Source organism: Paenarthrobacter sp. 10L420 (genome assembly GCF_056395385.1).
The window spans coordinates 79,784-103,383 of sequence record NZ_JBFTJK010000013.1 but is presented as its reverse complement, the minus strand read 5'-3'; the positions used below and the strand labels follow the sequence as shown (position 1 = coordinate 103,383).

General features: G+C 62.9%; 23 protein-coding genes. 16 read left to right on the top strand and 7 right to left on the bottom strand.

The genetic code is table 11. From position 1 onward, the window contains the following. Nucleotides 1-13 precede the first annotated feature (13 nt). Nucleotides 14-1,180 (top strand): flavodoxin-dependent (E)-4-hydroxy-3-methylbut-2-enyl-diphosphate synthase, encoded by a 1,167-nt coding sequence (gene ispG / locus AC1DD5_RS17860; protein ID WP_216925300.1) that lies wholly within the window; start codon nt 14-16, stop codon nt 1,178-1,180. After that, the gene (locus AC1DD5_RS17855; RefSeq protein ID WP_477522317.1) at nt 1,143-2,021 is read left to right on the top strand and encodes a GNAT family N-acetyltransferase; all 879 of its coding nucleotides are present in this window, start codon (nt 1,143-1,145) and stop codon (nt 2,019-2,021) included. Before ispG ends, AC1DD5_RS17855 begins: the two co-directional genes overlap by 38 nt. Here the strand turns inward: AC1DD5_RS17855 and AC1DD5_RS17850 are convergent. From AC1DD5_RS17850 to AC1DD5_RS17840, 3 genes are read right to left on the bottom strand one after another with little or no spacing between them, the layout of a single operon-like run. Next, nucleotides 2,018-2,629 (bottom strand): TetR/AcrR family transcriptional regulator, encoded by a 612-nt coding sequence (locus AC1DD5_RS17850; RefSeq protein ID WP_477522298.1) that lies wholly within the window; start codon nt 2,627-2,629, stop codon nt 2,018-2,020. The genes AC1DD5_RS17855 and AC1DD5_RS17850 overlap by 4 nt on opposite strands. After that, on the bottom strand, nt 2,626-3,369 hold the full coding sequence (locus AC1DD5_RS17845; protein WP_477519013.1) for an ABC transporter permease: 744 nt from the start codon (nt 3,367-3,369) through the stop codon (nt 2,626-2,628). The genes AC1DD5_RS17850 and AC1DD5_RS17845 overlap by 4 nt, the downstream gene beginning before the upstream one ends. An 8-nt stretch (nt 3,370-3,377) precedes the next feature. Further along, the gene (locus tag AC1DD5_RS17840; protein WP_477522297.1) at nt 3,378-4,139 is read right to left on the bottom strand and encodes an ABC transporter ATP-binding protein; all 762 of its coding nucleotides are present in this window, start codon (nt 4,137-4,139) and stop codon (nt 3,378-3,380) included. A 502-nt stretch (nt 4,140-4,641) separates the two neighbouring features. Here AC1DD5_RS17840 and AC1DD5_RS17835 point away from each other — a divergent pair. Both AC1DD5_RS17835 and AC1DD5_RS17830 read left to right on the top strand, forming a co-directional pair. Further along, the gene (locus tag AC1DD5_RS17835; RefSeq protein WP_477522296.1) at nt 4,642-6,453 is read left to right on the top strand and encodes a proline--tRNA ligase; all 1,812 of its coding nucleotides are present in this window, start codon (nt 4,642-4,644) and stop codon (nt 6,451-6,453) included. After that, nucleotides 6,450-7,244 carry a sulfite exporter TauE/SafE family protein gene (locus tag AC1DD5_RS17830; protein WP_477519016.1) on the top strand — a complete coding sequence of 265 codons (795 nt, stop codon included), beginning with the start codon at nt 6,450-6,452 and terminating at the stop codon, nt 7,242-7,244. The genes AC1DD5_RS17835 and AC1DD5_RS17830 overlap by 4 nt, the downstream gene beginning before the upstream one ends. On the opposite strand, the gene AC1DD5_RS17825 is transcribed toward AC1DD5_RS17830, so the two are convergent. The 3 genes from AC1DD5_RS17825 to AC1DD5_RS17815 form a co-directional block, all read right to left on the bottom strand. Beyond that, complete coding sequence (locus AC1DD5_RS17825; protein WP_477522316.1) at nt 7,237-8,235, bottom strand: aminoglycoside phosphotransferase family protein; 999 nt, start codon at nt 8,233-8,235, stop codon at nt 7,237-7,239. The two genes, AC1DD5_RS17830 and AC1DD5_RS17825, sit on opposite strands and share 8 nt — an antisense overlap. 49 nt (nt 8,236-8,284) lie before the next feature. Next, a complete protein-coding gene (locus tag AC1DD5_RS17820; RefSeq protein WP_477519017.1) occupies nt 8,285-9,013 on the bottom strand; it encodes a VIT1/CCC1 transporter family protein in 729 nt (242 codons plus the stop codon). A 120-nt stretch (nt 9,014-9,133) separates the two neighbouring features. After that, nucleotides 9,134-10,210 carry a DUF4439 domain-containing protein gene (locus tag AC1DD5_RS17815; RefSeq protein WP_442005761.1) on the bottom strand — a complete coding sequence of 359 codons (1,077 nt, stop codon included), beginning with the start codon at nt 10,208-10,210 and terminating at the stop codon, nt 9,134-9,136. A 105-nt stretch (nt 10,211-10,315) separates the two neighbouring features. On the opposite strand from AC1DD5_RS17815, the gene AC1DD5_RS17810 reads away from it, so the two are divergent. The 6 genes from AC1DD5_RS17810 (at nt 10,316) to AC1DD5_RS17785 (ending at nt 16,660) form a co-directional block, all read left to right on the top strand. Then, a complete protein-coding gene (locus AC1DD5_RS17810; RefSeq protein ID WP_224092279.1) occupies nt 10,316-10,927 on the top strand; it encodes a ribosome maturation factor RimP in 612 nt (203 codons plus the stop codon). After that, nucleotides 10,927-11,907 carry a transcription termination factor NusA gene (nusA, locus tag AC1DD5_RS17805; protein ID WP_442005762.1) on the top strand — a complete coding sequence of 327 codons (981 nt, stop codon included), beginning with the start codon at nt 10,927-10,929 and terminating at the stop codon, nt 11,905-11,907. Before AC1DD5_RS17810 ends, nusA begins: the two co-directional genes overlap by 1 nt. A 194-nt stretch (nt 11,908-12,101) precedes the next feature. Then, nucleotides 12,102-12,443: a YlxR family protein gene (locus AC1DD5_RS17800; protein ID WP_442005763.1), complete on the top strand. Its 342-nt coding sequence runs from the start codon at nt 12,102-12,104 to the stop codon at nt 12,441-12,443. A gap of 152 nt (nt 12,444-12,595) precedes the next feature. Next, complete coding sequence (gene infB / locus AC1DD5_RS17795) at nt 12,596-15,484, top strand: translation initiation factor IF-2 (protein ID WP_442005764.1); 2,889 nt, start codon at nt 12,596-12,598, stop codon at nt 15,482-15,484. A 77-nt stretch (nt 15,485-15,561) separates the two neighbouring features. Continuing rightward, nucleotides 15,562-16,074, top strand: coding sequence for a 30S ribosome-binding factor RbfA (rbfA, locus tag AC1DD5_RS17790; RefSeq protein ID WP_442005765.1), 513 nt, complete (start codon nt 15,562-15,564; stop codon nt 16,072-16,074). An 88-nt stretch (nt 16,075-16,162) separates the two neighbouring features. Then, complete coding sequence (locus AC1DD5_RS17785; RefSeq protein WP_477522295.1) at nt 16,163-16,660, top strand: nucleoside deaminase; 498 nt, start codon at nt 16,163-16,165, stop codon at nt 16,658-16,660. A 6-nt stretch (nt 16,661-16,666) separates the two neighbouring features. Here AC1DD5_RS17785 and AC1DD5_RS17780 read toward each other — a convergent pair whose 3' ends face one another. Continuing rightward, entirely contained in the window at nt 16,667-17,821 is a 1,155-nt protein-coding gene (locus AC1DD5_RS17780; protein WP_477522294.1) for a pyridoxal phosphate-dependent aminotransferase, read from the bottom strand. Between the two features lie 34 nt (nt 17,822-17,855). Here AC1DD5_RS17780 and truB point away from each other — a divergent pair, with 34 nt between their 5' ends. The 6 genes from truB to AC1DD5_RS17750 all read left to right on the top strand — a co-directional run bounded on the left by truB (nt 17,856) and on the right by AC1DD5_RS17750 (nt 23,593). Next, entirely contained in the window at nt 17,856-18,788 is a 933-nt protein-coding gene (gene truB / locus AC1DD5_RS17775; RefSeq protein ID WP_442005768.1) for a tRNA pseudouridine(55) synthase TruB, read from the top strand. A gap of 2 nt (nt 18,789-18,790) precedes the next feature. Further along, nucleotides 18,791-19,144, top strand: coding sequence for a hypothetical protein (locus AC1DD5_RS17770; RefSeq protein WP_477522293.1), 354 nt, complete (start codon nt 18,791-18,793; stop codon nt 19,142-19,144). Nucleotides 19,145-19,164: 20 nt separating this feature from the next. Beyond that, entirely contained in the window at nt 19,165-19,620 is a 456-nt protein-coding gene (locus AC1DD5_RS17765) for a hypothetical protein (RefSeq protein WP_442005770.1), read from the top strand. A gap of 67 nt (nt 19,621-19,687) precedes the next feature. Then, nucleotides 19,688-20,671 (top strand): bifunctional riboflavin kinase/FAD synthetase, encoded by a 984-nt coding sequence (locus AC1DD5_RS17760; protein ID WP_442005771.1) that lies wholly within the window; start codon nt 19,688-19,690, stop codon nt 20,669-20,671. A 158-nt stretch (nt 20,672-20,829) separates the two neighbouring features. Beyond that, nucleotides 20,830-21,099 carry a 30S ribosomal protein S15 gene (rpsO, locus tag AC1DD5_RS17755; RefSeq protein WP_442005772.1) on the top strand — a complete coding sequence of 90 codons (270 nt, stop codon included), beginning with the start codon at nt 20,830-20,832 and terminating at the stop codon, nt 21,097-21,099. Between the two features lie 244 nt (nt 21,100-21,343). Further along, complete coding sequence (locus tag AC1DD5_RS17750; RefSeq protein WP_431119461.1) at nt 21,344-23,593, top strand: polyribonucleotide nucleotidyltransferase; 2,250 nt, start codon at nt 21,344-21,346, stop codon at nt 23,591-23,593. The last annotated feature ends 7 nt before the right edge of the window (nt 23,594-23,600 follow it).

Genomic DNA, 23,600 nt, shown 5'->3' with positions numbered 1-23,600 from the left:
CCAAGGAGTCCACGTGACCTCGGTCAGCCTGGGAATGCCAGCAGCCCCACCCCCCGTCCTTGCCCCGCGCCGTAAGACGCGGCAGATCAAGGTTGGATCCGTTGGCGTTGGCTCCGATTCACCCATCAGCGTGCAGTCCATGACTACCACGCCCACCACGGACATCAACGCCACGCTTCAACAGATCGCTGAACTGACTGCCTCCGGCTGCGACATCGTCCGCGTTGCCTGCCCGTCAGCCGACGACGCCGAGGCGTTGCCGATCATCGCCCGCAAGTCCCAGATCCCCGTGATCGCCGATATCCACTTCCAGCCGAAGTACGTTTTCGCGGCCATTGAAGCAGGATGCGCAGCGGTCCGTGTGAACCCCGGCAATATCCGGAAGTTCGATGACCAGGTCAAGGAAATTGCCGCGGCCGCGAAGGACCATGGGACGTCCATCCGCATTGGCGTCAACGCTGGTTCCCTGGAGCCGGGCATCATGAAGAAGTACGGCAAGGCCACCCCTGAAGCTCTGGTGGAGTCCGCTGTCTGGGAGGCCTCGCTCTTCGAAGAGCACGGTTTCCACGACTTCAAGATCTCCGTGAAGCACAACGACCCCGTCATCATGGTTGCTGCCTACGAGATGCTCGCCGAAAAGGGCGACTGGCCCCTGCATCTTGGCGTAACCGAAGCCGGTCCGGCGTTCCAGGGAACCATCAAGTCCGCGACTGCCTTCGGGGCACTGCTGTCCCGCGGAATCGGTGACACCATCCGCGTTTCCCTCTCGGCGCCGCCCGTGGAGGAAATCAAGGTAGGCAACCAGATCCTGCAGTCATTGAACCTGCGCCCGCGCAAGCTTGAGATTGTGTCCTGCCCGTCCTGTGGCCGCGCCCAGGTGGACGTGTACACGTTGGCTGAGCAGGTAACCGCCGGCCTTGAGGGGATGGAAATCCCCCTCCGCGTGGCCGTCATGGGCTGTGTAGTCAACGGCCCGGGTGAAGCCCGCGAAGCGGACCTCGGTGTAGCCTCCGGAAACGGCAAAGGCCAGATTTTCGTGAAGGGCGAAGTCATCAAGACAGTGCCTGAAAGCGAAATTGTTGAGACACTGATCGAAGAGGCCATGCGTATCGCTGAAGAGATGGGGGAGGCCGATGGCGAAGATGCTGTCAAGGGTAGCCCCGTGGTTAGCGTCTCGTAACGAGACAGGCCTGGGGGTCAGGGTGCTCGGCAGTGCCGACACCTTGGCCCTTCGCGCGCTTGCGAGCGAAGATCCCGTTGCCAACGTCTTCATCCTGGCGCACCTGGACAGCGTAGGATCGGCCGCGCCCACCAGCGGCGGCGCCAGCGTCTTGGGCGTGTTCGACGACGACACCCTCCTTGGAGCTTGTTGGGCGGGAGCCAACCTGGTACCGGTGCAACTCGATCCCGGGCTTACCGGATATGTAGCTACGGCGGCCCACCAATCCGGCAGGCGATACGCCTCCATCTTTGGGCCAGCAGAAACGGTGCTGGCCCTCTACTCCCGCTTTGAGCAGTTGGGCCACTTCGCGCACGAGGTCCGCTCCAGGCAGCCCCTTTTGACTATTTCCGGTGGGCCGGCCATCGAAGCGAATCCTTTGCTGACCTTCGGCACCATGGCGGACTTCGAACGCATCCTGCCCGCCTGCGCCGCAATGTTCGAAGAAGAAGTTGGCTACTCGCCGTTCCTGGGCGGCCAGGACTTCTACAGCAGGCGCGTTGCCGGGCTTATCCGCCAAGGGCATTCGCTGGTCCACATCGACGCTGCCGGGACCGTTGTTTTCAAGGCAGAATTGGGTGCAGTTACCCAGGACGTCACGCAGGTCCAAGGCGTATGGATGAATCCGGAGATGCGTGGGCACCACCAAAGCGCTGGCTACATGGCCGCCGTCGTAAATCTCTCACGCACCTTTGCGCCCGTAACGAGCCTGTACGTCAATGACTACAACGCCAAGGCCCGGGCCACCTACGAAAGAGTCGGCTTCGAGCAAGTCGGGACGTTCGCAACAGTCCTCTTCTAGCCCGGGGAGTCCAGGTTCCCTGTGAGATACCGTTGGATGGTCGGTGCCATCAGGCTCACTACCTCCTCCTGATCAGCACTCGCCAGCGGTTCGAGCCGGATTACGTAGCGGAGCAGCATCAGTCCAACCACTTGTGTCGCCACCAGATTGCCACGCAGGCGGACTTCCTCAGCAGGACCCTCCACGCCCACCATGACCCGGGACAGGATGGTCCGGCTCACCGTCTCCCGCAGCAGTGCCGTTTTGGCCTTCGATCCGATGGTTCCCCGGACGAATGCCACCAGGCCGGGCTGCGCCGGGCTCTCCCACAACCGCACTACCGCACGGACCAGTGCTTCAGCCCTCGCCTCCGGTTCCAGGGTTTCAACCCCGGCCAGTACCTCTTCAGGATCGGCAGGCAACTCCACACTGGAAGCGAACAACTCGTCTTTGCCCTTGAAGAAGTGGTGCACCATGGCCGGGTCCACTGAAGCTTCCCGTGCCACTTGTCGAAGACTGGTGCCGTCGAACCCTTGCTCCGCGAACAACTTCCGGGCCGCCACCAGAATGGCTTCGCGCGAATGATCGCTCCCGCTTCGACGGCCGCGGCGCAGGGGCTCCAGGCTCATGACGTCTGCCGCCTCAGGGTCAATGAGGCAAGGACAAGGACTCCGACAACGATTCCGCCCATCACCATGGTGTCCTGCCACATGGTTTCAGTTGCGTCGATGTTCCCTGCGATCTCCTGAAGGGCGTCAACAGAAAACGTCAGGGGAAGGACTCCGGATATGGCGTCGAGGGCGTCGTTCATCTGCTCCCGCGCCACGAAGAGCCCGCAGAGCAGGATCTGTGGCACCACCACAACCGGCATGAACTGGACAGCCTGGAACTCGGTGCGTGCAAAGGCCGAACACAGCAGCCCCAGGGCGACTCCAAGGACAGCGTTGATGACCGCGATCAGTACGACGAACCCGGGACTGCCCTTGATGTCGAGGTTGAAGATCCAGTAGGCAACAGCCGTGGCCACCAGCGACTGCAGCGCGGCCATGATGGAGAAGGCAATGGCGTAGCCGAACAAGAGGTCCGCTTTATGGATGGGGGTGGTGAGGAGCCGCTCCAGGGTCCCGGAAGTTCGTTCCCGCAGCATGGTGATGGACGTGACCAGAAACATGACGACGAACGGGAAGATCGCCAGCATCATCAGGCCAACGCGATCGAAGGTGCGCGGAACGCCCGGAGGCAGTGTTTCGTTCTCGAAAAGATAGTAGACGGCGGTGAGCAGCAGCGCCGGAACCACCAGAATGAGCGCCACGCTGCGGTGATCGTGCCGCAGCTGACCCAGCACCCGGGCGGTGGTGGCAAAGGTCATCCGAAGATTCATGATGCCACCTGGCTTTCCTTTGCCGGCTGGCCGCTGTCCGGGCCCCGTTCGGCGTCTTTGATCATGTTCAGGAACGCGCGTTCAAGGTCATTGCTGCGTCCCCGTTCCGCGAGCTCGGCGGGTGTGAGCTGCGCCAGCAGCAGGCCGTCCCGCAGAAGCAGCAACGAGGAACAATGCGACGCTTCTTCCATCACATGGCTGGAAACCAAGAGCGTCGTTCCGCCAGCGGCCATGTCAACGAACCGCTCCCACAACTCCGCGCGCAGTACCGGATCCAAACCCACTGTCGGTTCGTCCAGCACCAGCAGCTTGGGGTGCGCGACCAGCGCGCATGCCAAGGACACGCGGCTGAACTCCCCGCCCGAGAGGTTCCCGGCTTTCTGCTTCGCAAATGATTCGAGCCCGACGGCGGCAATCGACTCCGCGACGTCCGCCGCCGTTGCCTTGTGCATGGCGCCGAAGTACTTCACGTTGGCTTCGACGCTGAGGTCCGAGTAGACGCTGGCACCTTGGGTGACGTACCCGACGTCGTGCCTTAAGGGTGCGCTGCCCGCTGGACGGCCAAGGACACTGATGGATCCACGGGTGATGCGTTGTACCCCAACGATGCCGCGCATGAGTGTCGTCTTGCCGCTTCCCGACGGGCCGAGCAGCCCCGTGATCTGCCCGCTGTCCACGGCAAAGTCCAGGCCCCGCAGAATTCTTGTCCGGCCCCGGGAGATATGCAGGCCACTGGCTTCTATTGCTGCATCTGACATGGCTGCCTCCGGCACCAACGAGTAATTCACCAAGTGATGAATTAACGCTAAGTCTGGCCAACGGCGCGGTCAAGGGCACTTTGCCATCAAAATCCTTGAAAACGTGTCCGCTATCACATAAGTTTTTCCCAAGCCGTGTCGATGGGGCACGGGTGGTTACAGGGGGAATCATGGCAAAAACCTTGAAGGATGCCTTTGGCAGCCGCACCATCCGTGAGCTCGGCAGTCACCAATGCTTCCCAGTCGCAGGCGATCCCGTTCCGCTGGAGGGAACGGGGGACTAGTCCCCGGACAGAGTCTGCGGCCGGCCGGCCGCTGAGCCACGCCATCGCAGGATGACCAGCCGAACTTTGGCCAGGGGCTTCCATACGCGACGGCGTGGCTCTTCTCTGTGCTGAGCTGTTCCGTGCTGAGCCATTCTGTGCTGAGTCGCCCGCCGGCAGCCGGTAGATTAGTAGACAGTTGTTTTTGCCACATCTGCCATAGAAACGGATACGTACCCGTGGTCCTTCGCCTTTCCCAGTTGTTCCTGCGCACCCTGCGTGAAGATCCCGTCGACGCCGAGGTCGCCAGCCACAAGCTCCTGGTCCGGGCCGGTTACATCCGCCGTGCCGCACCTGGCATTTACACGTGGCTGCCGCTGGGACTGAGCGTCCTGCGCAAGGTGGAGGAGATCATCCGGCAGGAAATGTCGGCCATTGGCGCGCAGGAAGTCCACTTCCCGGCACTGCTGCCGCGCGAACCTTACGAGGCCACCAACCGCTGGACCGAGTACGGGGAGGGCCTGTTCCGGCTTCAGGACCGCAAGGGTGCCGACTACCTCTTGGCTCCGACGCATGAAGAAATGTTCACGCTCCTGGTCAAGGACCTGTACTCCTCGTACAAGGACCTGCCGTTGAGCCTGTACCAGATCCAGAACAAGTACCGCGATGAAGCGCGCCCCCGCGCGGGTCTCCTCCGTGGGCGCGAATTCATCATGAAGGATTCTTACTCCTTCGACGTTGACGACGCCGGCTTGGACGCAAGCTACGCCGCCCACCGCGCCGCATACCTGAAGATCTTCGAACGCCTGGGCCTGGAAGTCATTCCGGTTGCTGCCACCGCAGGTGCCATGGGTGGCTCCAAGAGCGAAGAATTCCTCTTCCCCACCGAGATCGGCGAGGACACCTTTGTGCGCTCGGCCGGCGGCTACTACGCCAACGTCGAGGCAGTCACCACGGTTGTCCCTGAGGATATTGATTTCACGGACGCGCCGGCTGCCCAGGTTCTGGACACACCGAACACACCGACCATCGAGACACTGGTTGACGCAGCCAACCAGCTCGCACCCCGCAGCGAGGCCGACGGCGGCGCCTGGACTGCCGCTGACACGCTGAAGAACGTCGTCCTCGCCGTGACTCTCCCCACTGGTGAACGCCAGATCGTCGTCCTCGGCGTTCCGGGTGACCGTGCGGTGGATCTCAAGCGGGTGGAGGCGAACATTGGATCGTTCCTTCCCATCTCGGGCGAGATCGGTCTGGAAGCAGCCAACGAGGAAGACCTCAAGAAGCTGCCGTGGTTGGTCAAGGGCTACATCGGCCCTGGTTTGTCCCTGGACGAACAAGTGCTGGGCCTGGAAGGGTCCTCCACACTGCTGTTCCTCGTGGATCCCCGCGTCGTGTCCGGCACAACCTGGGTGACGGGCGCCAACGTTGATGGCAAGCATGTCTTCGGACTGGTAGCGGGCCGCGACTTCACCTGGGACGGCGTCATCGAATGCACCGACGTCCGGGCAGGGGATCCGGCACCGGACGGCTCCGGGCCGCTTGAAACTGCCCGTGGCATCGAAATGGGCCACATTTTCCAGCTCGGACGCAAGTACGCCGAGGCGCTGGACCTGAAGGTGCTGGACCAGAACGGCAAGCAGGTTGTCGTAACCATGGGCTCCTATGGTGTTGGTGTCACCCGTGCTGTCGCAGCCCTTGCCGAAGCCAACCATGACGACCGCGGCCTGGTGTGGCCACGCTCGGTTGCTCCCGCCGATGTACACGTTGTGGCTGTGGGCCGCGGTGACGAAATTTTCGAAGCTGCAGAGAAGCTATCGGCGGAACTCGAGGCTGCAGGCCTCGACGTCATCTTTGATGACCGTCCGAAGGTTTCTCCCGGCGTCAAGTTTGGCGATGCCGAGCTCGTTGGCGTGCCCACTATCCTGGCCGTCGGCCGTGGACTTGTGGACGGTGTAGTGGAGATCAAGGACCGTCGCAGTGGTGAAGCCGAGAACATCTCGGTGGAGAAGGCCGTGGATTACGTGGTCAACGCTGTCCGTAACCGGTGATTTCCGGCTTCGAGACTATCCAGCTCACCACCATCATCCTGATTGTGGTGGCCGGATTCGCAGCCGGCTGGGTTGACGCGGTAGTAGGAGGCGGGGGGCTGATCCAGCTCCCCGCACTTCTGCTGGTACCTGGCATCACTCCAGTCCAGGCACTGGCCACGAACAAGATGGGTTCCATCTTCGGCACTACCACCAGTGCCACCACCTATTACAGGCGGGTGGGACCGGACCTCAAGACGGCAATACCCATGGCGGTGATTGCGCTGGCGGGGAGCTTTGGCGGTGCCATCCTTGCTGCATCGCTGCCGGCCAGCGTTTTCAAGCCCATCATTGTGGTGGCGCTGATCGCCGTCGCGATTTTCACGGCACTTCGCCCCAGCGCGGGCGAGCTGACGGCTCTGCGGCACGATGGGCACAAGCACTATGTGGTGGCTTGCCTGATCGGTGCCGTGATCGGTTTTTACGATGGCCTGATCGGTCCCGGTACGGGGTCATTCCTGGTGATCGCCTTGGTCTCGGCCATGGGTTACGCCTTCCTTGAAGCCAGCGCAAAGGCCAAGATCGTCAACATGGCCACCAACGCCGGTGCCCTGATTTTCTTCCTCCCTCACGGTTCCCTGTTGTGGGGAGTGGGCCTGGTGCTGGGGTTCGCGAATATGGCGGGCGGATATCTGGGTGCCCGGACAGCCGTAGCCAGGGGGAGCGGGTTTGTACGGATCGTGTTCCTGATCGTCGTGGCGGCGCTGATCATCAAGCTCGGCATGGACGTCTGGAACGATAACTTCAGCTGATTGCGTCCCCGGGCCCGGGCAAATCATGTGCTGCTGGAAGTCCTTCCAGTGTCCTGCCCGCCAGCGTGCTTGCCACCCACAAGGAACGGGCCAGATCGCCTTCGTGACCTCGTTTTCCCGCGTACCATAGGGCGTTGTCCACTTCGCGGGCAATGCTCCACTGTCGCGCGACCTCCGGATCAAGCCCAGCGGCGAGGCTGAAATCCCGGCATCGCTCCCGCAGGGCAGATGCAGGATCGCGGCGTGACAGATCCTTGATCCGGTTCCACAGAACAGGCGCCACCGCAAATTCGGCCTCACCGATCTGCGGCTGCGGATCGATGGCCAAGTATTCGCCGCGATCAGGGTCCAAGGTGCCGAGGATGTTCATGAAATGCAGATCGGTGTGCACCAGGACGTCCCTGCCGGATCGGCGGCCCACAGCACCGCGGGTCTGGCACACTTCCAGCGCGGCCTCCAAGAGCCATCGCGGGAAGGGCCGGTCCTGCCGCTCCCACTCAGAAGGCATTTCGTCGCTCCAGCGCTCGGCCGTGGCAGCGATGTGATCGAATCCCCGCCACTCGGGACGATCATCAGGGGTAATGGAAAGCTCGCGCATGATCTCACCCCAGACCTGCCGGGCCTCATCCATGGGGACATCCTGTAGCCAACAGGACGCGTCGAGGCGTTCCAGCAGCATAGAGCAACTGGCGGTGTCGGCAGCCAGGAGCCGGACAGCTCCGTGGCCACCCCACAGGGCCAAGGCATGGCGCTCCACGAGAGCTTCCTCATGCGGATAGGCGATCTTCAGCGCAGCCTGCCTGCTGTGCTGGAGAACGGGCACAACCAAGGCTCCGTGTCCGTTCCACGGCTCTTCACCGGGTGCGAGGTCCACGGACAACTGCCAACGGTCCAAAGCCTCACGGATAAGCCCCGGAAGGCTCGCCAGCCAGTCCCGCCCCGCAGAATCGCGGTTGTATCGGGCGTGGAGGTCGCCCGGAATCGGAATCATGGCGTGAAGGGTCACGCCATCAGCCTAGCTCTGCCCGGCGGTACTACCCTCAGAAAACGCCGCTGGCGCCCAAGAGGCTTCCGATCGAGAACGTGGCTGCAAGCGCCAAGGCTCCGCCCAGCACCACCCGGGCCGCTGCGCGGAACCTGGGTGCCCCACCAATCCAGGCCCCCAGGGCTCCCGTGATCGCGAGAGCCAGCAGGACGGCAGCGAACGTCAGTGGAACCCGCATTGCGGGGGGAGGGAGCAGGATGGCCAGCATGGGAAGCACGGCGCCCAGGGTAAATGCCACTGCCGAGGCAAAGGCGGCGTTCCACGGACTCACGATGTCGTCTTCGTGGATATTGAGCTCGGCGGACAAGTGCGCCGCAAGGGCATCGTGCTTCGTGAGTTCTTCGGCCACTGTCCGGGCGGTCCGCGGTGTGAGCCCCTTCGCCTGGTAGATCGCGGCAAGCTCCTCGAGTTCTTCCTCCGGCTGTTCGGCGAGTTCCCGGCGTTCCTTCTCGATGAGCGACTTCTGCGTGTCGCTCTGGCTACTGACGGATACATACTCGCCCAACGCCATGGAAATGGCGCCACCCACCAGGCCAGCCGTACCAGCAGCGAGGATGCTGCCGGTGTTGGTCGTGGCACCGGCCACGCCGACGACGATCGCGGCGACGGAGACGATGCCGTCATTCGCCCCCAAAACTCCGGCGCGCAGCCAGTTCAGCCTATGGGCAAGGTCATCACGATGCGGTTCGTTCTCGTGCGTGGTAGCAGTTTCTGCGGAAGCCATGGTTCAAGCCAAGCACCGCCGGGCCGCCTTGGCCAGCATGGCTAGGCTCGCCTATCCCATCCGCCGCTTGGACTAACTGCGGTTGGTACTAACTGGGGCGTGGATTAACTGGGGCGTGGATTAACTGGGGGCGGGCGTCGGCAGGGGAGGCAAGTCATCGGCGTCGAACTCCAACCCCGGCAAAGCGGCCAGCGCGGCACCCCAGTGCAAGCTCCTGCGCACGGCCGCCAGCAGGCCGCTGGTGGCCCAGTCCCGGGTCTCTCCTGTCGACAGCGCGATGAGATCGCCAAATCCCTGCAGGGAGTCCGATTCCAGGGCTCCCAAGCCCGCGGCCGGGTCTTCAGCGAACTGTGCAGGCAACCTGTATCCGGCCTCCCGGGTAGGGACGTCGCCACAGTTACGGCGGGTCAAGGCCTCCGCTTGTTGAAGCAGACGCTCGTGCACCGCAAGATCCTTGGCGGCTTGGGCAGTTGCGCCAGCGTCCAATCGCTTCAGCGCCACCTGATAGATGTAGACGGCTTCCTGTTCTGAACGGACAGTGGCGGCCAAAGCCGCATCGGTGGTGGCAGCGGTTGCATCCGGGGTGGGGCTGATTGAAGGGCACTGGTGCACAGCCGGTGTAGTGGCAGGCGCGCTACCACTTGACGTCGGCGACGGTACCGGCAGCTGCCACACCGCAGCCAGCTTTTCGCCCTGGAGAAGTTGGGCGGATCCGACGGCGGCGAGCAACCGGGCGACCCCGCCGTCGGCCTCGCGGGCGTCGTCCAGTCGTTGCCGCCCGCTGGCGGTCAGGCCAGCCACGACTGTAGCGGGCGTCGCTTGCTGGGCCGCATCATCCTCAGAAGGGTCATCTTTATCGCTTGCCGTCGAGGCCGCGGATGTGGCAGCAGTTGCGGCAGAAGGTGGAAGGAGGGCCCGGGACTGTGTTGTCAGCAATGTCACAGCATCGTCCAGGGCGGGCGTTTGGGAACCGGATCCTCCAGCTGCCATCAATCCAGCAGCCGATTCCCGCAGCCCCTGAGTATCGGCGAAAGCGTCGGCGAGGGCAGACTCGGAGAATGAAACCGCGGGGGGAGTCCCGGAATCCCGCGGTAGAAGTACGATTCCCGTGCCCGCAACGAGCAGCGCAACCACGGAAATGAGAAGGAGCCGACCCCACGCTGGTGATTGTCGTTTTTCACTTGTCTGCTCGTCCACAACACACCATGGTGTCATGTGGACGGGAAACTCCGTGCACCATGTGCTGCCGAAAATCGTTAGGCTAGTAGTCACAACAACATCTATCGGGAGGCGGCGGGCAACGTGAGTGACTCGGAAGCCACGACTTCAACAGACCGTACTGAGTCGAATTCAACGGCCACCATCCACAACCCGGAAGAGCGCAGGCTAAAGGCGCTGCTCGAACCGGCAGTCCTTGCCAACAGGCTCTACCTCGAGGATGTTTCCATCCACGTTGCCGGTTCACACCGCACGGTCCACGTCGTCGTGGATCTTCCGCAGGAGGAGACCGGAGGCGTCAGCCTTGACGCCATCGCAGATGTCTCGCGTGGGTTGTCCGATATTCTGGACAACGATCCCCACGACGACGGCCGTCCCTACGACCTCGAAGTTTCTTCGCCAGGAGTAGGCCGTCCGCTGACGGAACCGCGCCACTGGCACAGGGCCCGCGGCCGCATGGTCAGGGTCAACGTCATCCAGGGTGAGAACGTCCTTGGCCGGATTGCGTCAGTAGATGACGCCGGTGTAACCCTCATTCCGGAGCACGAGGTCAAAAAGGGCATGAAGCCCAAACAGGGGGACCCCATCACTATTCCTTTCGACAGGATCCGCCACGGAAAAGTCGAGATTGAATTCAGCCACCTCCACGAGGCCGGGCTGGCAGACGAACACAATGGACCTTCCGAGGAGGCCTAATGGATATTGACATGAGCGCACTGAGACTCCTGGAGCGTGAGCGTGAAATCCCGCTGGACCTCCTGATTCCCACCATCGAGCAAGCGCTCCTGGTGGCCTATCACAAGACGCCCGGTGCCTTCGAGAAGGCCCGCGCCGAGCTGGACCGCAAGAGCGGCCACGTGACTATCTGGGCAACGGAAATCGACGATGACGGCGAGGCCATCGGGGAGTTCGAGGACACCCCGGCCGGTTTCGGCCGTATCGCTGCAAGCACGGCACGCCAGATCATCCTGCAGCGTCTTCGCGACGTTGAGGACGATAACGTATTAGGCGAATTCAAGGGTCGCGAAGGCGAACTCGTTGCCGGCATGATCCAGCAGGGCAACAACCCGCACATGATCCAGGTAAACCTTGGATCCGTGGAGGCCCTGTTGCCGCCACCCGAGCAGGTTCCTGGTGAGAAGTACATTCACGGCAGCAGGCTTCGTGCCTTCGTGGTGGATGTCCACCGTGGGGCGAAGGGCCCGTCCATTACGCTTTCGCGTTCGCACCCGGGCCTGGTCCGTAAGTTGTTCGAAATGGAAGTTCCGGAAATCGCGGACCGTTCCGTCGAGATCGTGGCACTTGCCCGGGAAGCCGGCCACCGCACCAAGATCGCCGTCAAAGCGAACATCCCCGGTGTCAACGCCAAGGGCGCTTGCATCGGCGAAATGGGCTCCCGCGTCCGTGCAGTCATGACCGAGCTGAACGACGAAAAGATCGACATCGTGGACTTCAGCGAGGACCCGGCGACCTTCATCGCCAACTCCTTGTCACCGTCCCGGGTGAATTCGGTCACTATTACGGACGAGGCAACTCGCTCGGCCCGTGTAGTTGTGCCCGACTACCAGCTCTCCTTGGCGATCGGCAAGGAAGGCCAGAATGCACGCCTCGCTGCGAAGCTGACCGGATGGCGGATCGATATCGTGTCCGACGCCGCCCCGGCCAAGACCGACTAACGATCGTTCCGGCGGCCTGGCCGCCGGGAGCCGCGCCGCGCTGGCGGTGTGGCCGGTTTCGGCTGTCCGGGGCCGGGGGGCTAGAATAGATGGAACCGGGCTTACGTCCGGTATCCGCGCGCCTTGACGTGCCTTATCTGCATGTGCAGGGTCGGCCGTCAGCGCAAGTTTGCAGAGGCAGGTAAGGACACGTCGTGGCTGAACTGCTTGAACGCGGCCATGGCCCTGTTCGTACCTGCATCGGATGCCGGAAGCAAGGCTCTCGGTCCGAGCTTGTCCGGCTGGTCGCCCAAGGCCGTGGTTCGTCCACTGTCCTTGTGGATGTTCGACGCCGGATGGCCGGCAGGGGTGCGTGGCTGCATCCCAGCGAAAAGTGCTTGGCATTGGCAATCAAGCGGCGTGCTTTCGGAAGGGCCCTTGCGGGCGCTACTGAAACAAGCGCCGTCGAAAGCTACTTCATGTCAGGCGCGCCACTTGTGGAGGCTCAGGCTGCCACAGGAAAACCGTCCAAACCTGAAAGCGGGTCAGAAAACTGATGGAAACCCGATGAGTTCCCAGCGATGAGTGCGTAACGATGACAACTTTGTTGCGCTCTGCAATGGGCCTTTTAGTCGCGCTGGCGGCAGGGGCCCGCAGTAAGAAGTAGACGGTTCGTGCCTGGCTCGGTGCGGACCGAGACAGGAGAAATGTGGCCAAGGTCCGCGTACATGAGCTCGCCAAAGAGCTCGGTATTACTTCCAAAGATGCAGTAACAAAACTGCAGGAATTGGGCGAATTCGTTCGCTCCGCCTCTTCCACCATTGAGGCCCCCGTCGTGAAGAAGCTTCGCGACGCTTACCCCGGTGCAGGCGCTGCAAAGGCAGCTGCCCCCGCACCTGCAGCCGCCCCCAAGGCTCCGGCTGCTCCCGCAACATCCCGTCCGGCCGCTCCGGCTCCGGGTCCGGCTGCACCAAAGGCTCCGGCTCCGGCAGCACCCGCCGCGGCTGCACCTGCCGCCCCCGCTGCATCTGCTCCTGCGGCGCCTGCCCCGGCAGCGCCCTCGGCTCCCGCCGCATCCACGACGCCGTTTTCGGCGAAGCCCGGTGCCCGTCCTGCTCCCAAGGCAGAGACTCCGGCTCCGTCCCGCCAGGGCGGCCAGGCTCCGCGTCCCGGCGGTCCCCGTCCGGGCAACAACCCCTTCGCTACGTCCCAGGGCATGCCCCGCGGCCGTGGTGGCGATGGCGAACGTCCGCCGCGTCCGGGCAACAACCCGTTTGCAACCTCACAGGGCATGCCCCGTGCAGGTGGCCGCAACGATGGCGAACGCCCCGGTGGTCCCCGCCCCGCAGCAGGTGCCGGTGGTCCCCGTCCCGCAGCAGGCAGCGGTGGTCCCCGTCCGGGTGCTCCGCGTCCCGGTGCACCCCGTCCCGGTGGTGCTCCGCGTCCGGCCGGCGGTCCCGGTGGTGGAAACCGTCCTACTCCGGGCATGATGCCCAACCGCACTGAGCGTCCGGCGCCCGGTGGCGCAGGTCGTCCCGGTGGCGCAGGCCGTCCGGGTGGCGGCGGACCGGGTCGTCCCGGTGGCGCACCAGGTGCAGGTACCGGTGGCGGCGCTCCCGCCGGCGGTGGCTTTGGCAAGGGTGGCCGCGGTCGCGGTGGCACCCAGGGTGCCTTCGGCAAGGGCGGCGCCGGTCGTGGCAAGCAGCGCAAGTCGAAGCGTGCAAAGCGCCAGGAACTGGAGCAGATGAGTGCTCCGTCGCTGGGCGGCGTGTCCGTACCCCGCGGCGATGGCGAGACCATCATCCGCCTGCGCCGTGGTTCCTCCATCACGGACTTTGCAGAGAAGATCGATGCGAACCCCGCGTCGCTCGTGACCGTTCTGTTCCACCTCGGTGAGATGGCAACGGCCACGCAGTCCCTCGACGAAGACACCTTTGGATTGCTTGGTGCCGAACTTGGCTACAAGCTCCAGGTTGTTTCGCCGGAAGACGAAGAGCGCGAGCTGCTGGACCAGTTCGACATCAACATCCAGGACGAGCTCGACGCCGAGGGTGACGATGTCCTCGAGGCACGCCCGCCGGTTGTCACCGTCATGGGTCACGTTGACCACGGTAAGACCCGCCTGCTTGATGCCATCCGCAACTCCAACGTTGTGGCCGGCGAGCACGGTGGAATCACCCAGCACATCGGTGCTTACCAGATCAGCCACATCCACGAGGGCACGGCCCGCGACATCACGTTCATTGACACCCCCGGTCACGAGGCCTTCACGGCCATGCGTGCACGTGGTGCCAAGGTCACCGACATCGCGATCCTGGTTGTTGCAGCCGACGACGGCGTTATGCCGCAGACGGTGGAAGCACTCAACCACGCCCAGGCAGCCAACGTGCCGATCGTCGTCGCAGTGAACAAGATCGACAAGGAAGGCGCCAACCCTGACAAGGTCAAGGGGCAGCTCACCGAGTATGGCCTGGTTCCCGAAGAATACGGTGGCGACACCATGTTCGTTGAGGTTTCTGCCCGCCAGAACCTCAACATCGACGAACTGATCGACGCCGTCCTGCTGACGGCCGACGCCGCACTGGACCTGCGTGCCAACCCGGACAAGGACGCTCGAGGCATTGCCATTGAAGCGAACCTGGACAAGGGCCGCGGTTCCGTGGCCACCGTTCTGGTGCAGTCCGGTACCTTGGCCGTGGGTGACACGATCGTGGCCGGTACGGCTCACGGCCGCGTCCGTGCCATGTTCGACGAGAACGGCGAGGCACTCGATGTCGCACTGCCGTCCCGCCCGGTCCAGGTCCTCGGCCTGTCCAACGTGCCGCGTGCAGGTGACACCTTCCTGGTGACGCCGGACGAGCGTACGGCCCGCCAGATCGCCGAGAAGCGTGAAGCTGCCGACCGCAACGCCGCACTGGCGAAGCGTCGCAAGCGCATCAGCCTGGAAGACTTTGACCAGGCCGTTGCTGAAGGCAAGATCGACACCCTCAACCTCATCCTCAAGGGTGACGTTTCCGGTGCCGTGGAAGCCCTCGAAGACGCCTTGCTCAAGATCGATGTCGGAGACGACGACGTTCAGCTCCGTGTCATCCACCGCGGTGTGGGTGCCATCACGCAGAACGACGTCAACCTGGCAACGGTGGACAACGCCATCATCATCGGCTTCAACGTCAAGCCGGCTGAGCGTGTCGCTGAACTGGCTGACCGTGAAGGCGTGGACATGCGCTTCTACTCCGTCATCTACGCAGCAATCGATGACATCGAGATGGCCCTCAAGGGCATGCTCAAGCCGGAGTACGAAGAAGTCCAGCTCGGTACTGCCGAGGTCCGCGAAGTCTTCCGTTCCTCCAAGTTCGGAAACATCGCCGGTTCGATCGTCCGCACGGGCATCATCCGCCGTAACACCAAGGCACGTGTTAGCCGCGACGGCAAGGTCATCGGTGACAACCTCACCGTTGAGACGCTCAAGCGCTTCAAGGATGACGCAACCGAAGTCCGTACCGACTTCGAGTGTGGTATCGGTCTTGGCTCGTTCAACGACATCTCCGAAGGCGACATCATCGAGACCTTCGAGATGCGCGAAAAGCCGCGCGTCTAGGTTCCGCTTGGAGCGGGTCCGTCGGGTAGCCCCGGCGGACCCGTTCCGTACCCGTTTCTACTTTCCAGGAGGAAGTCATGGCCGATCCGGCACGCGCTGCCAAGTTGGCGCAGCGGATAAAGGTCGTCGTCGCCGAGGCCCTCGGCCGCAGGGTCAAGGACCCACGCGTCGAGTCCATCACGATCACGGACGCCCGCGTCACCAACGACCTTCAGCACGCCACCATTTACTACACCGTCTTTGGTGACGAGATTGCCCACGCGGATGCCGCCAGGGCATTGGAGAAGGCCAAGGGTGTGCTGCGACAGGAAGTCGGCCGCAACATCACTGTCCGGCTTACTCCCACGCTCGAGTTCGTTGCTGACCAGATTCCGGTCAATGCATCCAACCTTGAGGAGCTGCTTCGTGAAGCAAAGCGTCGCGACGCCGAGGTAGCCGCTTTGGCTGCCGGCGCCAAGCACGCAGGCGAGGCTGACCCCTATAAGGGCGAGGCTTCCGAGGGCTCCGAAGAAATCGACGAAGACGACTTCGACGAAGAAGACATCGACCTCGCGGACGATGACGAACTCGACGAAGACGCCAACCGCTAAGAATCTTTTGAGTTTGTGTACACGTAATGCCCTTGGGACGCGTTCCCAGGGGCATTACGTGTGTACACAAACTCGCTAGTATCTGAACATGTCCGCGCACAATGCCCAGCAGCATGAGTTCCTGAAGCGTGATGAATTCCTGAATCGCGCCGTTCGGCTTGCCGTCCAGAACGTCTCCGACGGCGGTGGGCCGTTTGGCGCTGTTGTCGTCACGCCGGACGGCAGCGTCCATGAGGGTGTCAACCGCGTAACGCGAGACAACGATCCCACGGCGCATGCCGAAGTGGTGGCCATTCGCCGTGCCGCAGCGGATCTGGGCAGCTTCGATCTCAGCGGCTCGGTGCTTTATGCCAGTTGCGAGCCTTGCCCCTTGTGCCTCTCGGCCACACTCTGGGCCAGGATTGGCCGGGTCTATTTCGCTGCGGATCGGCACGGAGCCGCCAGGGCCGGTTTCGATGATGCCGTGTTCTACGAGTACTTCGCCGGTACGCGGCCTGAGCTGCTTCCTGTGGAACATGCGCCGGTAGCTGCCTCCGAGACACCCTTTGAGGCCTGGCGGAACAACACCGAACGCACCGACTACTAGCGGCCCTTACCGCCGGGCAGGAAGCCGGCTGACGCCGTCGAGCAGTTCCTGCTGATCGCCGCACAACGCAATCCGGATCCAATCCTCGCCGATCGAGCCAAAAGCAGTGCCTGGCGCGAAAGCGACACCCGAATCCGCCAGGAACGCGTGCACCCAGGCCCGGACGTCGCCGCCACTGACATGGGAGACATTGGCCCACAGGTAGAAAGCTCCCTGTGCGCCGAGGAAGGGGATGCCCTTGCCTTCCAGGATGGCGGAGGCGGCATCACGGTTGCTCCTATAGTGGTTGCGCGCGTCCGTCACGTAGTCCTGGGGGCCGGTCAACGCGGCCAAGGCCGCATACTGCGATGGCGAAGCAACGCAGGAAACGATTGCTTCCATGACATTGTTCATCCTCTTTTCCATGCCCGGCGGGCAGATCAAGGCTCCGATTCGCAAGCCGGTGAGCCCGTAGGTCTTTGACAGTGTCAGTGATGTGAAGACGCGTGCCTCACCGGGTATGTCGCTATCGAAGCGGACAGGGCTGACATGCGGGACGTCAAAGGTGAAGGCTTCATAGCACTCATCAGAGATGATCCAGAGATCGTGCCGGACGGCGAGTTCCGCGAGCTGCCGGGTCGCGTCCTCGCTGATGACGGCGCCCAGGGGGTTGGAGGGCGAGTTCAGCATGAGGACCCGGGTCTGCGGAGTGATGAGGGCTTCGATGTCCTCGATGTCCGGCTGGAAGTCGTTATGCGGATACAGAGGATACGGAACGGGCACCGCGTGGAGGAGCCGACTGGTCATGGCGAACGTGGGGTAGCCGGGGTTGGGCAGGAGGATTTCATCGCCGGGGGAGAGAAGCAGGCTCATGGCGAAGTGCAGGCCTTGTTGGGCTCCGTCCACTACGTAGACGCGTTCGGCACCGATATCCACGTGATGATGCTCACGGAATCTCTTGGCGAAGGCTTCGCGGAGCGCGGGAATTCCTGCGTTTGGGGTGTAGTTGGTTTCGTCCCGTTCAAGGCATGCTATTCCGGCGTCGAGGACGTGCCGTGGGAGCGCAAAGCCCGGCTCGCCGATGCTGAGCACGATCGCCCCGGGGGTGGTCCAGGCGGCCTCAGTGATTTCTCGGATCTGGTTCACGGGGACATCGCGGACGTGTGCGGCAAGCTCAGGCATGGGAGCTATCCTAGCCACCCATATACTGGTAAGCGTGCTTTCTGGACTGGTAATCGTTGACAAACCGCAGGGATGGACCAGCCATGATGTGGTTGGCCGGATGCGGCGGCTGGCCGGTACCCGGAAAGTGGGGCATGCTGGAACGCTTGATCCCATGGCTACAGGCGTGCTGGTCCTTGGGATCAACAAGGCCACACGTCTCCTGACCTACATTGTGGGAACGTCCAAGACGTATACGGCCACTATCAGGCTCGGCGAAACCACCATCACCGATGACGCCGAAGGCGAAGTTACCCAGGCGCGCAGCGCAGTGGAGGTCAGCGACGAAGCGATTGCTCAAGGCGTCGCCGCCCTCACGGGCCCCATCCAGCAGGTACCCAGCAGCGTCAGCGCGATCAAGGTCAACGGTGAACGCTCCTATGCCCGTGTCCGCTCCGGCGAAGAAGTCAAGCTTGCGGCCCGGCCCGTCACCATCCACCGCTTCGACATCCACTCCATCACCAGGATCGACGGCGGCCGGGTAGTCGACGTCGATGTCACCGTGGAATGTTCCTCCGGCACATACATCCGGGCCTTGGCCCGCGACCTCGGCATCGCCTTGGGCGTCGGCGGACATCTCACCGCCTTGCGGAGGACGCAGGTGGGCCCTTACACGATCGACCAGGCGCGGACGCTGGAAGAACTCGCCGGGGAACTCGAAGTGCTGGACATGTCCCTTGCTGCGCGTTCCCTGATGCCCAACCGGGAATTGAGCGATCAGGAAACCACCGAGATCTCCTTTGGCAGACGCATCGCCGCAGGCCCTGGCGCCGGAACGCCGGCTGCTGCCACCGCTGAGAATCCTGCCGCAGCGTTCGCGCCGTCGGGAGAGCTGGTCGCACTGCTGGCCGATACGGGGAGCTTTGCGAAGCCTGTGTTGGTCTTTGCCCCCGGAACCGGCACCGCCACAGTCGGCGAGGAAAAGTAGGCATGGACGGCTATTTCTACTCCATCCTTATTGTTGGTTTGGTATCCACGATCGCGTGCGTCGTGGCAGGTTTGATGAAGAAAGCCCCCAACGACGTCACAATCTTTTCCGTGTTGGCTGTGGAGCTGGCCCTGCTGGTCTACTTGGTTGGCTCGATTGTCCGCGTTGCCGTGGGTGAACAAATGGCCGGCGAAGCCTGGGAGTTCTGGGGATACCTGATCACGGCGCTGATGATTCCGCTCGGGGCCGTGTACTGGGCCATCCTTGAACGCACCCGTTGGAGCAACTTCGTCCTGGCGGCGGTCGGCGTCACTGCGCTCGTCATGGCCGCCCGCATGAACCAGATCTGGTACTGACCTTGAAGGAAAAACGCAAAATGACTGGAACCGAGACTGAGGCAAATGCCGGCCGGACACCCCAAAAAGACACACGGAACACCGGCCCTGGGCGCTTGCTGATCGCGGTGTATGCCGTCTTCGCACTCTCGGCCACGGCCCGTGCCGGCTACCAGATTGCCACCAAGTTTGCCGAAGCTCCGCTGGCGCATATCCTCTCGGCGTTCGCCGCCGTCGTCTACGTCGTAGCGACCATCTCGCTGGCAAAACCGGGCCGCACATGGTTCAAGGTGTCGTTGGCCGCTGTACTCGTGGAACTCGTCGGAGTGCTGGTAGTTGGGGCCATAAGCCTGTTCGATCCGGTGGCCTTCCCGCATGACACTGTGTGGTCGCTGTTTGGACGCGGTTATGGTTTCGTCCCGCTCGTGCTGCCCATCCTTGGACTCCTGTGGTTGAACAAGAGGCGGCCGTCCAAGGCGAACAGCCACAACGGGTAACCTTAGATTGTTCCGGCGCCGGGAGGTTGCCGGGCGGAACGAATATCTGCAGTAAAAGGCGAGGTTGATGGTCCACATCTGGAACGATCCCACCGAAGTCCCCGGGGACTTCGGACCAACAGTCGTTACCATCGGGAACTTTGACGGCGTCCATCGTGGCCACCAGCATGTTCTCGCGCAACTGACAAACACCGCCAAGCGCCACCACATACCTTCAGTGGCCGTGACTTTTGATCCCCACCCCGCCCAGGTCCACCGCCCGGAGTCGGCCCCGGAGCTGATTATGGGCCTCCAGGACAAACTGGACGCCCTCGGCGAAACAGGCGTGGATGCCGTCCTGGTCATGAAGTACACACTGGACCTCGCCTCCATGACGCCCATCGAGTTTGTCCGCCAAGTCCTCCTTGAGGGCCTTCATGCTGCGCACGTCGTGGTCGGCCACGACCTCCGCTTCGGTGCAGGGAATGTCGGCGACGTCGTCACCATGCAGGAACTCGGCGAGCAGTTGGGCTTTGGCGTCCAGGTGGTCAATGAGTATGGCGCGGGAGGCTTCCCGGTCCACGACGACGGCGACGCCGACCGCCGCTGCTCCTCCACCTGGGTGCGGGAAGCCTTGTCCGAAGGCGACGTCGTTACCGCTGCCGCCGTTCTGGGACGCCCCCACCGCATGCGCGGCGAGGTGGTTCATGGAGCAGCGCGCGGGAGGAACCTCGGTTTCCCCACTGCAAACCTTGCGCATGATTCCACGGGGTACGTACCGGCGGACGGTATCTATGCAGGCTGGTTGATAGACCAGTCCGGAACGCGGTGGCCCGCTGCGATTTCCGTCGGTTCCAACCCCACCTTCGACGGTGTGAGCCGTCAAGTGGAGGCCCACGTTATTGATCGTCCGGAGGAGAACGTGGAGGACTTCGACCTCTACGGACAGACTGTCGCGGTCGAATTTACCCAGCGCCTTCGCGGCATGGTGGCCTATCGTGGGCCCGAGGCCCTGGTGGAGCAGATGTGCCTGGATGTAGCGCAGGCGCACGAGCTGCTGACCCAGCGCTAGCGGTATTTCGACAACCATGCTGACCTGCCGGTAAACTGTTACTGGATCCGGCTGCAGTCCGTGGCGGCTGGACCTGTTTTTGTGTGCGGAGACGCACCGGAAGCAACCCGTCAGCGAGGCGCTGCACCGGGAGGCACGGCACAACTCTAGGAGTTCACGTGGCACTTGACGCCGCTGTAAAGCAGTCCATCATCAAGGAATACGCAACCTCTGAAGGCGACACCGGTTCGCCCGAGGTCCAGGTTGCAGTCCTGACCCAGCGGATCAAGGATCTGACTGAGCACATGAAGGAGCACAAGCACGACTTCCACACCCAGCGCGGTCTGCTGGCCATGGTTGGTCGTCGCAAGCGCATGCTTACCTACCTGAAGAACACTGACATCGCCCGCTACCGTTCGCTCATCGAGCGCCTCGGCCTGCGCCGCTAGTCTGCCTTTGGGGGCGGCCCGGTCCCTCGCGGAACGGGCCGCCTTCTTCAAAAACAACTAAAAACAGGAAATCAACCGCATCGCGCATTCGCGGTCCTCGGTAGTGATTCCCGGGAGGGTCATCGGTGACGATGAAGCCCGTGGATCTCGATCGATGACCGGGTGTCGTACAGGCCAGGAATAAAGAAGAGGCCTGGGTTGATGCGGCGGACTTCCGCTAAATCAGAAACGGAGGTGACTCTCAATGGAGGGTCCCGAAATCCAGTTCTCCGAAGCGATTATTGACAACGGCCGTTTTGGCAAGCGTGTCATCCGCTTTGAAACCGGCCGCCTTGCCAAGCAGGCTGCCGGCGCTTCGATGGTCTACATCGACGAAGACACCGCACTCCTCTCGGCAACCACCGCAGGCAAGCAGCCGCGCGAAGGCTTCGACTTCTTCCCGTTGACGGTTGACGTCGAGGAGCGTATGTACGCTGCCGGCCGTATCCCGGGTTCGTTCTTCCGCCGTGAAGGCCGCCCGTCCACGGAAGCCATCCTGGCTTGCCGCCTCATGGACCGCCCGCTGCGCCCGGCCTTCGTCAAGGGCCTGCGCAACGAGGTCCAGATCGTCGTGACCGTCCTGGCGATCAACCCGGACGAGCTATATGACGTCGTGGCGATCAACGCCTCCTCCATGTCCACCCAGCTCTCCGGCCTCCCGTTCTCCGGCCCGATCGGTGGCGTCCGCGTTGCCCTCATCGCCGACGAACAGGGTTCGCAGTGGGTTGCTTTCCCCAAGCACTCGCAGCTTGAGAACGCCGTGTTCAACATGGTTGTTGCCGGCCGCATTGCAGGTGACGACGTCGCCATCATGATGGTTGAAGCCGAAGCAACCGACAACTCCTGGAACCTCATCAAGGAACAGGGCGCAACTGCTCCCACCGAAGAAGTTGTTTCCGAGGGCCTCGAAGCCGCAAAGCCCTTCATCAAGGCTCTCTGCGAAGCCCAGGCCGATCTTGCTGCCCGTGCAGCGAAGCCGACCGTCGAGTTCCCGGTCTTCCTGGACTACCAGGATGACGTCTACGCAGCTGTGGAAGCCGCTGCTGCCGACAAGCTGGCTGCAGTCTTCCAGATCGCCGACAAGCAGGAGCGCGACAACGCTTCCGACGAGCTCAAGGACGAAGTCCTCGGTGCACTCGCCGGTAACTTCGAAGGCCGTGAAAAGGAGCTGTCCGCAGCTTTCCGCTCGGTCACCAAGCACGTTGTCCGCCAGCGCATCCTCAAGGACCAGGTCCGCATCGACGGCCGTGGCCTGACGGACATCCGCCAGCTGACCGCCGAGGTAGAGGTTCTGCCCCGCGTTCACGGTTCTGCCATCTTCGAACGTGGCGAGACCCAGATCATGGGCGTCACCACGCTGAACATGCTCAAGATGGAGCAGCAGATCGACTCGTTGTCGCCGGTAACGCGCAAGCGCTACATGCACAACTACAACTTCCCGCCGTACTCCACCGGTGAGACTGGCCGCGTCGGTTCCCCGAAGCGCCGCGAAATCGGTCACGGCGCCCTCGCAGAGCGCGCTCTCGTGCCGGTTCTGCCTTCCCGCGAGGAATTCCCGTACGCCATCCGCCAGGTATCCGAGGCCCTCGGTTCCAACGGTTCGACGTCCATGGGTTCGGTGTGTGCTTCGACCCTGTCCATGCTCAACGCTGGTGTCCCGCTGAAGGCAGCCGTTGCCGGTATCGCCATGGGCCTGGTTTCCGACCAGGTTGATGGCCAGACCCGCTACGCAGCCCTGACCGACATCCTCGGCGCCGAAGACGCATTCGGCGACATGGACTTCAAGGTTGCCGGTACGTCCGAGTTCGTCACGGCCATCCAGCTGGACACCAAGCTCGACGGCATCCCCGCTTCCGTGCTGGCAGCAGCACTGAAGCAGGCCCGCGAAGCCCGCCTCCACATCCTCGAGGTCATCAACGCAGCGATCGACACGCCGGACGAGCTCTCCGAGTTCGCCCCCCGCGTCATCGCCGTCAAGATCCCCGTAGACAAGATCGGCGAGGTCATCGGCCCCAAGGGCAAGATGATCAACCAGATCCAGGAAGACACGGGCGCGGACATCTCCATCGAAGATGACGGCACGGTCTACATTGGCGCCACCAACGGTCCGTCTGCTGATGCAGCACGTTCCGCCATCAACGCCATCGCCAACCCGCAGGTACCGGAAATCGGTGAGCGCTACTTGGGCACGGTCGTCAAGACCACCACCTTCGGCGCTTTCGTTTCCCTTACCCCGGGCAAGGACGGCCTGCTGCACATCTCCGAGCTCCGCAAGCTGGCCAACGGCAAGCGCGTGGACAACGTCGATGACGTCGTCTCGGTGGGCCAGAAGGTCCAGGTTGAGATCACCAAGATCGACGACCGCGGAAAGCTTTCCCTCTCCCCGGTTGTTGCCGAGGAAGAAGGCGCAGCCTCCGAGGAAGCTCCGGAAGAAGCTGAAGTTTCCGCAGAGTAGTCTGTAA